Genomic DNA, 10,911 nt, shown 5'->3' on the forward strand with positions numbered 1-10,911 from the left:
AGATACTGTGCGGACTTCCCAAATCAGAAGGATTTAACCATGCAAGCATTGATCGATGCCAAAGAACTTCATGCTTTATTAGACCAACCAAATGTAAAACTTCTAGACGCGAGTATTCGTTTTCAAATTCCTTCCGAAGGGAAAAAGATCACCAATAAGTGGATTCCAGGCTCATTGCGTTTCGACTACGACAATGACTTTTGTCTCCCAGATACCAATCTCCCTCATATGATGCCAACAGAAGAGGGATTTAATAACAGCGCTCAGAAACTTGGCCTGAACAACGAAGACCTTATTGTTGTTTATGACAACTCAGGAACACTCGCCTCTCCGCGCGCATGGTGGATGTTTAAGGCAATGGGACACCATAATGTCAAAGTGCTTAATGGTGGCCTCCCGGCTTGGATTGAGGCAGAGCTGCCAGTCACGGATGTCTTGTCAGAAGCTAAGCAGCTTGGAAACTTTACTGGGAAATTAAATAAACATGCTTTTTTGGACGCAAATGCAATATTAGAGTACTCAAACAATTGCAGTGCAAACATTGTTGACGCTCGCTCACGTGCACGTTTTTTAGGCGAGGTACCCGAGCCAAGGGAGGGACTGCGTTCTGGTCATATTCCTAATTCTGTTTGCCTCCCTTTCCAAACATTATTGAGTAATGGCTTTATAAAGGCAAACTCGGAATTGAAACAAGCATTTAGTGCACTAACGTTATATAATGATAAATCAATCATTTTCAGTTGTGGCTCAGGTGTAACGGCCTGTATTTTGCTGCTAGCAGCATACCAGTTAGGTTGGCGTGATTTATCGGTCTATGACGGGTCATGGACAGAATGGGGCGCAGACCACTCATTACCCATTACTCGCTAATCTAGGAGCTATCGAAGCGGCATGGTCAGGTTAAAGAAGAACATTTGGACACTATACATGGCGCTACTTACGATAAGCGCCGTGCTGTTCGTGTTGTTTGGCCGCTACCATTATGAGTCAACCCTGAATAAGTACAAAGATAAGCAGCTCCTACAATTGGAGCTGTTTGCCTCTTCTGTCGAATCACTTCTGAAAGGACAAGAATCGTTACTTGAAGTCATTGGTCATCAGTTGGTCGAGAGAAATGACTTTACTCGTACAGCAGCAGTTCAAACTCGCCCGATGCTGGACAAACTGCTCAGTATCCATCCGGCGATTATTGGATTCGGCCTAACCAACCCCGATGGAGACTACATCGCCGTAAGCTCCAACTTGATCTTGGCAAAGCTACATAATCTAAAACAAGATCCATTGACTCGTGATACCTTTTTGGCAGCGCTCAACTCCGACCGAATGATTATAGGTCGAACGTATTTTATGCCAGCTCAAGATTCACTTGTGATTCCGATCCGAAAAGCAATTCCAAATAAAGATGGTGTTGTACAAGCAGTGATGACGGCTGGCTTTAATATGAATTCATCTTCGGTTTTTCGTAACGATATCCATGCCAATGAGCACAACCGGGTCACATTGATCCGCAGTGATGGCTACCTTACTTTTAGCTCGTCAGAAGATACAACCCTAGAAGATTACCTAAAACCTGCCAATGATTTAGATATAAAAGCCGTTATGGCTCAAATCACAAAAGATTCAGGCTGGGATATGGCGCAACTAAAAGAGCTCACACGAGCGCTCAATATTGTTGTCGACAATTCTCGCCTGAGTGAGTTAATCACATTGAGATACCTTCCTGATTATCATCTTTGGGCCTCTTCCTCGACAGATTTGAATTTTATTAAGCGCGGATTTTACGAACAGTTTGCACTGTACTCGATTGTTTTTCTTATCGTCCAAGGTGCTTTTTACGCTTTATTTCGCTCCATTGCGAACAATGAACATAAAACAAAACTGCGTTTGCTCTATCAAGCGAACCACGATCATCTCACTGGATTACCAAACCGAGAGTACCTACGCGCAAACATTCGACACTGGCTTTCTGGGAAAGGGAATCCTTTTTCTTTGATGTTTATCGATATTGATAATTTCAAATCAGTCAACGACACACATGGTCATGACTTTGGCGACGAAGTTCTAAAACAAATATCTATCCGCTTAAACACCTTTGTTAACGATGGCCGATTAATCATCCGTGAAGCCAGTGACGAGTTTATTTTTCTAACAAATCGAATTGATGAAGTAAGCGTTAAAAGACTAGCGAGCGACTTAATAAAGGCGCTATCAGAGCCCTACGAAGTCAATGACAGTCAGTTTCTGCTCAGTTGCAGTATTGGTATTGCCTGCTATCCACACCATGGTGAAACATTAGATGAACTGCTCCTGTCAGCCGATATTGCGATGTATCAAGCGAAAAAACAACGCAACGTATACAGCCTGTTCAATCAACAGATGCAAGCTACACATCTGCGTAAAATGAAAATTGAGCAACGCCTGAGGCTCGCGATAGATAAGCAAGCGCTTCATATGGTTTATCAACCTCAGTTAAACCTAGAAGGCGATATTTATGGTGTCGAAGCGCTTATTCGTTGGAGTGATGATGAGCTCGGCTTAGTCCCACCAAGTGAATTTATTCCCGTCGCAGAAAGCACTGGGTTGATGGTTCGTATTGGTGAACAAATCATTGAAAATAGCCTGACAGATATGGCTAAGCTGACTGGTAATATTGATACATCTATCCAGATGTCTATTAACATCTCGGTCAAACAGTTTGTTCACGCCAAATTCATTACTAATCTTATGAATGCTATTGAGAAACGCGGCATCGAATGTTCAAAGATTACCCTAGAGATCACCGAAAACCTGTTTATTGAAGATCTTGAAAAGTTCGCACCAATTTGCGAGCGCTTGCATGCTCTTGGCTTTAAAATATCGCTCGATGATTTCGGGACTGGCTACTCTTCATTAAGCATGTTGCGTACGCTACCTATTGACGAGGTGAAGATTGACAAGAGCTTTGTCGATCACATTGAGCATGACAAAAAAGCACTGAATATGGTTAAGAATATCATTTCTATCGGCAAAAACTTTGAAATGAAAGTACTAGCTGAAGGAGTAGAAACGCTGCAACAACTGAATGAGTTAAAAGCTTGCGGTTGTGATTTGATTCAGGGCTACTTCTACTCTAAACCTTTATCGCTTGAAGACTTGATCGCTTTTACGAAGCAGAACCAAAGCAAAGAAACCGTAGTTGAATAATTACGATCGCTTTGCTTAGAAGGTTTTATTTATTCATTTCTTGGTACATCACCTCCACCAACTCGCCTTTCGGGTCGCCTGATAATTCCCAGGTAAAAATGCCACCTAAGTTCGCCTGTTTAGCCCAATTTGCTTTGGCTTTGATCGAGCGTTGATCTTCGTAAGAGATAAAGACTTTCTTTACAGGATGCCACAAGTAAGGTGCTTGAGATTGCTCATCATACTTGTACTCGTAACCCTGCTCCGCTCCATAGTTCTTCACCAAATCCCAGAACATGAAATAGCCGTTCTCACCCGTACCAAACTGCGCTCCTTGCTCGGAGACAAGATCTTGCGTTGGTAAGCCACCCGAGAAGTCTTTGGTACCTTGCCAGCCACGCCCGTAAAACGCAGCGCCAATCACCAGTTTCTCACTTGGAATACCGAGCTCAATCATCTGATTGATGAACACGTCTGCGCCCATGCCCCACCAGCTTCGCTCAGTCGCATGCAAGTTGGTAGTATGCCCGGTTTGCTGCCCCCAACCACCAAGGAAGTCATACGTCATTGCAAACATGTTAGTTAGGTACGGCTCCGCGCCTTTCCAATCGATACCTGCTGCTTTTGGACCAACGCCAACAGCAGTAGAGAGCTCGTATTCACGTTTGGTTTGATTTGTGAGTTCATCTAACTCTGCACGCATGGTTTTTACTAAATAGGTAAAGGCCTCACGCTCAGATGCTTTTTGTTCATCAGAAAGCTTGGTGTCAGGGTTCCAAGGCGACGTTGTTAAACCGCCACCACCTGGGTATTCCCAATCCAGATCAATACCATCAAAGAAATCATATTGAGCAATCAACTTAACGGCAGTTTTTGAAAATTGATCCATCGCTTGTTTGCTTTTCGCCATAGCATGGAACGGTTCGGACATTGTCCAACCACCAAAAGAAGGGAGAATTTTAAGATCAGGATGTTGTTTCTTCATTTCAGCAAGTTGAGCGAAGTGGCCTTTGTATGGCACGTTAACGGAGACATCGCCAAAGTCCTTTTCTAATGCTGCTTCGGTATCGACAATGATCGCCGTATACGGATCTTTTCCTTCACATTGTTCGGCAACCAGTTTTTGTACCGTTTCAGAAGCACCGGCATGAGGGCCGCACATACTAAGAAACGCGTAAATCACATGCGTCAGCTTATCGGCGGGAATATCGTTCACCGTGTATGGGTTTTCTGCATTCGCGTACTGCCAACCCGCAAAGTAACCCCGCCACGACTTTTTGCTCGGCGTGCGCCGCACCAGTCAGCCCCATAATCAGTGCAGCAAGAAGTGTCTTTTTCATTGTGTTCTCCAGAGTAGATGTACAACTTTAAAGCTACTCCTAGAGAATATTTTTAACTTGAAAACGAAATCAGGCTGCGAGTCATTTATAACTCCTCGCAGCCTGATTACATAAGTTGCATATTATTTGTGCTAACTCTCAGATGCCGCGTTGCCGTGCATTTGCTCATCTAAGTTGAGTACCGTTAATGCGTTGCTGACGCTCGTGGCGATCACGTCTATCGCTCCGGTTCTTAATGCTCCAAGTAAGGCGAGCGGCTTGCTGTTCTCCGCTGCAATCGCGATGACTTCCGATATTGGGCGAAACTCTTCAATACCAAGGCCAATCACTCGGTCACTCATTACGGTGTTGGCAACATTACCGTGAATATCAAAGAAATCATAACCTGCAAAGTCCCCGACCACGCCTTGTTGAAGTCTCGACTGAACCACTTCATCAGGCGTAAACCAACCTAAGTCCACCATGTAGCTGTTTTCGCTCATGTCACCAATACCGACCAAAGCGACATCAGCTTTACGTGCTAGGTCGAGCGTTTGTTTCACGGTCGCATTCTGCATGAAAGCCAACTTCTGTTCTCTGTTCTCTGCATAAGCCGGCGCGTAAAGCGTTTCGGACGTTCCACCGTACTTTTTCGCTAACTGACGACAAATGTGATCGGCGTTATACATACCACCACGTGGGTGAATACCGCCGATACCACACACAAATTTACAGTCGCGCGGGGTGATCACCCCAATGTGATGAGCAACAGAAGATACGTTACGCCCTTGTCCAACGGTCACCACCATGCCGTTTTTAAGCGTGCTGGTGAGATAATTGGACACCAATCCCGACACCTGTAGTCTCTGTGCCTCTTCATTTGGCTGATCAAGAGCGACAAGCGCACGCTTAACGCCGAATCGCTCGATCAAACGTTGCTCAATCTTGGCGCTAAACACCGGATGGTATTTAACGGTGATTTCAACGATGCCTTCATCACGCGCCTGCTTGAGCATTCGCCCGACCTTTGCGCGTGATATGGCAAATTTTCTCGATATCTCTTCCTGAGTCGCACCGTCTTGATAATACGCGACGGAAATCTCTGTCAACAAATCCGTGTTTTCAATGGAAATATCTTGATTAGAACTGCTCATGGTTTCTCTCGCCCTTTAAGAGGATCGATATTGTATGCAATAAGTGAGCATATGCTCATTGACTTAGCATATGTTCTTTATCAATTTAAACGCTACATTTGCTCATCGCAATAACATTTTCTCACTACAATTTTTTACCCTCTTGGACAACGCTCAAGCTTTGAACAATAAGGGCAAACGTTTATTTGGGTTAACCACTAAACACACAGTAAAAAAACGTTGATGAAGTTCACTATAAGTCGATTTCAGCGATTGACTTTCAGCATAGATAGGATAAATATGGACACATCATTTACTCAGCTATCGATCAAATGTTCATGGCATTTGTTCGGTAACGAAATTTTCCGTAGTTGGCTGAGCAGATGTCTCATTAAATACGATGAGACGATTAGCTAACTCGCTTGCAAATGCACAAGCTGTGGCAACAAAAACCACGCTTAAGCCCATTTAAATAGGATGATCGATTATGAGCAACAAGTTAGAGCAACTTCGTAAACTAACGACTGTAGTAGCAGACACTGGCGAAATTGATGCAATCAAAAAGTATCAACCAGAAGACGCAACAACTAACCCTTCTCTTATCCTGAAAGCCGCTCAAATCGCAGAGTACGCACCTCTAATCGATGCTTCAATCGAATATGCTAAAGCACAGAGCAACGACAAAGCTCAACAAGTTCAAGACACTTGTGACATGCTTGCAGTAAACATCGGTAAAGAAATCCTAAAAACTATTCCAGGTCGTATCTCTACAGAAGTTGACGCGCGCTTATCTTACGATATGGAAGGCAGCGTAGCGAAAGCACGTCAACTAGTAAAAATGTACAACGATGCAGGCATCACTAACGACCGCATCCTTATCAAACTAGCGTCTACTTGGGAAGGTATCCGCGCAGCAGAAATCCTAGAGAAAGAAGGCATCAACTGTAACCTAACGCTTCTATTCTCATTCGCTCAAGCGCGTGCTTGTGCAGAAGCTGGCGTATTCCTAATCTCTCCATTCGTTGGCCGTATTATGGACTGGTACAAAGCGAAAGAAGGCCGTGACTTCGAAGCTTCAGAAGATCCAGGCGTACTGTCTGTAACTAAGATCTACAACTACTACAAAGAGTACGGCTACAAAACTGTCGTAATGGGCGCAAGCTTCCGTAACATCGGTGAGATCCTAGAACTGGCTGGCTGTGACCGTCTAACTATCGCTCCTGCTCTACTTGCTGAGCTAGAAGCTGCAGAAGGTGAAGTGGTTGAGAAGCTAGTTGATTCTAAAGGCGCAGCTGAGCGTCCTGCACCAATGACTCATTCTGAGTTCCTATGGGAACACAACCAAGACCCAATGGCGGTTGAGAAACTGGCTGAAGGCATCCGCAACTTCGCCGTTGACCAAGGTAAACTAGAAGCGATGATCGAAGCTAAGCTTTAATTGCTTACCAAAAGCGAGTAGCCCGTCTACTCGCTTTTACCATCAACGCTTATTCAAGATTTTCTATTTGAACTTGTTTCGACGAGTTCCCTCTATTTAAACCCTTATCGAGAAGTAATCACTATGGATCGTAAATATCTAGCAAATGCAATTCGTGCGCTAAGCATGGATGGTGTTCAACAAGCTAACTCTGGTCACCCAGGTGCACCTATGGGCATGGCTGATATCGCTGAAGTTCTTTGGCGTTCTCACCTAAACCACAACCCATCAAACCCTGAGTGGGCAGACCGCGACCGTTTCGTACTTTCTAACGGCCACGGCTCAATGCTAATTTACTCTCTACTGCACTTGAGCGGTTACGAGCTATCTATCGATGATCTGAAAAACTTCCGTCAGCTTCACTCTAAGACTCCTGGTCACCCAGAGTACGGCTACGCGCCAGGTATCGAGACCACAACGGGTCCGCTAGGTCAAGGCATCACTAATGCGGTTGGTATGGCTCTAGCTGAGAAAGCGCTAGCAGCACAGTTCAACAAAGAAGGCCACGACATCGTTGACCACTTCACTTACGTGTTCATGGGCGACGGCTGTCTAATGGAAGGTATCTCGCACGAGGCATGTTCTCTAGCAGGTACGCTAGGCCTAGGCAAACTGATCGCATTCTGGGATGACAACGGCATTTCTATCGACGGTCACGTTGAAGGTTGGTTCTCTGACGACACGCCTAAGCGTTTTGAAGCGTACGGGTGGCACGTAATCCCGGCAGTAGATGGTCACGATTCTGAAGCGATCAACGCAGCAATCGAAGCGGCGAAAGCGGATCCACGTCCTACACTTATCTGTACTAAGACAATCATCGGTTTTGGTTCACCAAACAAATCTGGTTCACACGATTGTCACGGTGCACCACTAGGTGCAGAAGAAATCGCAGCAACACGCAAAGAACTAGGTTGGGAGCACGGTCCTTTTGAAATTCCGCAAGAAGTCTACGCAGAATGGTCAGCGAAAGAAACAGGCGCAGCTAAGGAAGCAGCGTGGAACGAGAAATTTGCAGCTTATGAAGCAGCGTACCCTGAGCTGGCAGCTGAATTTAAACGCCGCGTAAACGGTGAGCTTCCTGCACAGTGGGAAGAGAAAGCAAGCGAAATCATTGCCGATCTTCAAGCAACCCCAGCAAACATTGCGTCACGTAAAGCGTCTCAAAATGCTCTAGAAGCATTTGGTGCTCTACTACCTGAGTTCATGGGCGGCTCTGCTGACCTAGCGCCTTCTAACCTAACCATGTGGTCTGGTTCTAAGTCTCTAGAAGCAAGTGACTTCTCTGGTAACTACATCCACTACGGTGTACGTGAATTCGGTATGACGGCGATCATGAACGGTATTGCGCTACACGGTGGTTTCGTTCCTTACGGCGCGACATTCCTAATGTTCATGGAATACGCTCGTAACGCAATGCGTATGGCTGCGCTGATGAAGATTCAGAACATCCAAGTGTACACGCACGATTCTATCGGTCTTGGCGAAGATGGCCCAACTCACCAACCAGTTGAGCAAATGGCATCGCTACGTCTAACGCCAAACATGAGCACATGGCGTCCATGTGACCAAGTTGAATCAGCAGTGGCTTGGAAACTAGCGATTGAACGTAAAGATGCACCAACTGCGCTTATCTTCTCTCGTCAGAACCTAGCGCAACAAGAGCGTGATACGGAGCAATTAGCAAACATCGCGAAAGGTGGTTACATCCTGAAAGATTGCGAAGGCAAGCCAGAGCTAATCCTTATCGCAACAGGTTCAGAAGTTGAGCTAGCAGTAGAAGCAGCAGCACAGCTAACTGCTGAAGGTAAGAAAGTACGCGTTGTTTCAATGCCATCAACAGATGCATTCGACAAACAAGACGCCGCTTACCGTGAAGCCGTTCTACCATCAGACGTAACAGCTCGTATCGCTATCGAAGCAGGTATTGCTGACTTCTGGTACAAGTACGTAGGCTTCGACGGTCGCATCATCGGTATGACTTCATTCGGTGAATCTGCACCTGCTGGTGAACTGTTCAAAATGTTCGGTTTCACTACTGAAAACGTAGTAAATACAGCAAAAGAACTACTAGCGTAATTGCAGTAAAAAGATAATCAGTTTTCTCTATTGCGAATGTGAAAACTGAAAAGCCCCGCCAGCAATGGCGGGGCTTTCTTTTATCTGGCCCCTATTTGTGTAAACACAGCCAGAAAGTGAACACAACGACTTTCGTTACGGCTATTTGTCTTCAAATCGAAGCGCGAGCTGATAGAAATCTTGTACTTGCTCTTTCAACTGACGGCTGTTTTGCTCTACGGAGTGCGTTGCTGCCAAGTTTTGCTCTGCCGTAGAAGCAATAGAGTGAATATGCTGATTTACATCGCTGGATAGCTTCAGCTGGTTATTCGCCGCTTCCGCCACATCGACCATCAACCCACTCATGCTTTGCATCATCTGTTCAACCTCAGACAAACGAAGCGCGCTTTGCTCTGCAACCTGAGAACATGTATCCGTTTGCTCTTTGTTTGCCAGAATGTCTTTTTGCCAACTTTGTATCGTCGCCAACATAGCAGAGATAGACGCTTGGATTTGTTCAGTTGCATTGGATGTGCGACCAGAGAGCGCGCGCACCTCATCGGCAACAACAGCAAAACCACGACCTTGCTCACCCGCCCTCGCCGCTTCAATTGCCGCGTTAAGTGCCAGTAAATTGGTTTGTTCTGCGATCCCACCAATCTCTTCCATCAAATGATTCACTTTCTGCGCCTGATCACTCAGCTGATACGTCGTTTCCGTCGCTTTTTCAGCTTGAAGGCTCAACTGCGTTAGATTGGTGTGCGTTTGATCGATGGTTTCCTTCGCCATCAAGCATGACTTCAAGGTGTCATCAATTAGCATATGGGCATCATTGGTGCTAGAAGAGACTGAATTCGCCGAAGACTCCACCTCTTGAGTCGCATCACGTACGCGATGAATATCGGTGTTTTGCTGATTTAATGCAGCCGAAACTTCTGCTGTGGTTTGGCTCAACTCTTCAGCACAATGCTGCAACGGCAGTGCGGAGTCTGTCATTCTTCCCAACACGGTTCGAATTCTTGCGGACAGCATTTTGATATGGAAATCAGCAATCGAAAACGCCGTGTTGCCGGAATAGATCAAGCGACTCACGCTGTCGTATTGCTTTTGTAACTTTTTCAGTTGTTGAGGCGTATCAATTAATTCTTGGCGGAATAACAACGCTAGAACACTCGCAGGTAGTGCACTTGCAAGCCAAGCCAATGGACCTTCAATAGACAATGCATATGCGGCTGCAGGTGCGGTCAATGCGCCAAGTAGAATCGCATAGCGAATGGTTTCATTGAGTTTCAACGACCAAGTACGACCTGATTTCTCGGCGGCGCGCATACTCTTGTAGGCTTTCGTGGCTATATCAACCCACTCTCGCTTTGGCTTCACGCGCACAGATTGATAACCAACAACGTGGTTATTTTCATAAATAGGGGTGACATAGGCATCAACCCAATAGTAACCGCCCGACTTAGTGGCATTCTTAACCATGCCGCGCCAGGCTTTGCCTTGCTTAAGACGTGCCCACATATCGCCGAAAGCGGCTTTAGGCATGTCATTGTGGCGAACGATATTGTGGTTCTGGCCGACGAGTTCTTCGTGAGTGTACTCAGCAACACGGCAAAAGGCTTCGTTACAATACGTAATAACACCTTGTAGGTTAGTTGTTGAGACGAGTTCCTCAGACTCCCTCACGAGAGTTTCTTGAGCTTTATGAGAAATATTGACTGACATAGACGAAACTTCTGTAGTTTTTATTGATTTTCGGCAAGAT

The 10,911-nt window shown here is 45.6% G+C and carries 6 protein-coding genes and 1 pseudogene; 4 read left to right on the forward strand and 3 right to left on the reverse strand.

Annotated features, from left to right (window positions below):
• The first annotated feature begins 39 nt into the window (after positions 1-39).
• A complete protein-coding gene (locus tag CAG69_RS18965) occupies positions 40-870 on the forward strand; it encodes a sulfurtransferase (RefSeq protein WP_161445659.1) in 831 nt (276 codons plus the stop codon).
• Positions 871-891: 21 nt separating this feature from the next.
• Positions 892-3,183 carry a bifunctional diguanylate cyclase/phosphodiesterase gene (locus tag CAG69_RS18970; RefSeq protein ID WP_046875898.1) on the forward strand — a complete coding sequence of 764 codons (2,292 nt, stop codon included), beginning with the start codon at positions 892-894 and terminating at the stop codon, positions 3,181-3,183.
• A 25-nt stretch (positions 3,184-3,208) separates the two neighbouring features.
• Here CAG69_RS18970 and CAG69_RS18975 read toward each other — a convergent pair.
• A pseudogene (locus CAG69_RS18975) lies at positions 3,209-4,502 on the reverse strand (glycoside hydrolase family 18 protein).
• Positions 4,503-4,633: 131 nt separating this feature from the next.
• The gene (locus tag CAG69_RS18980; RefSeq protein WP_005396112.1) at positions 4,634-5,635 is read right to left on the reverse strand and encodes a sugar-binding transcriptional regulator; all 1,002 of its coding nucleotides are present in this window, start codon (positions 5,633-5,635) and stop codon (positions 4,634-4,636) included.
• A 466-nt stretch (positions 5,636-6,101) separates the two neighbouring features.
• Here CAG69_RS18980 and tal point away from each other — a divergent pair, with 466 nt between their 5' ends.
• Both tal and tkt read left to right on the forward strand, forming a co-directional pair.
• Positions 6,102-7,052 carry a transaldolase gene (gene tal / locus CAG69_RS18985; RefSeq protein WP_005396118.1) on the forward strand — a complete coding sequence of 317 codons (951 nt, stop codon included), beginning with the start codon at positions 6,102-6,104 and terminating at the stop codon, positions 7,050-7,052.
• Between the two features lie 123 nt (positions 7,053-7,175).
• Positions 7,176-9,167 (forward strand): transketolase, encoded by a 1,992-nt coding sequence (tkt, locus tag CAG69_RS18990; protein ID WP_161445661.1) that lies wholly within the window; start codon positions 7,176-7,178, stop codon positions 9,165-9,167.
• Between the two features lie 141 nt (positions 9,168-9,308).
• Here tkt and CAG69_RS18995 read toward each other — a convergent pair whose 3' ends face one another.
• The gene (locus CAG69_RS18995) at positions 9,309-10,871 is read right to left on the reverse strand and encodes a methyl-accepting chemotaxis protein (protein WP_161445663.1); all 1,563 of its coding nucleotides are present in this window, start codon (positions 10,869-10,871) and stop codon (positions 9,309-9,311) included.
• Positions 10,872-10,911: the final 40 nt, after the last annotated feature.

This window comes from Vibrio sp. V43_P6S15P86 (genome assembly GCF_009904725.1).
GTDB lineage: Bacteria > Pseudomonadota > Gammaproteobacteria > Enterobacterales > Vibrionaceae > Vibrio > Vibrio diabolicus.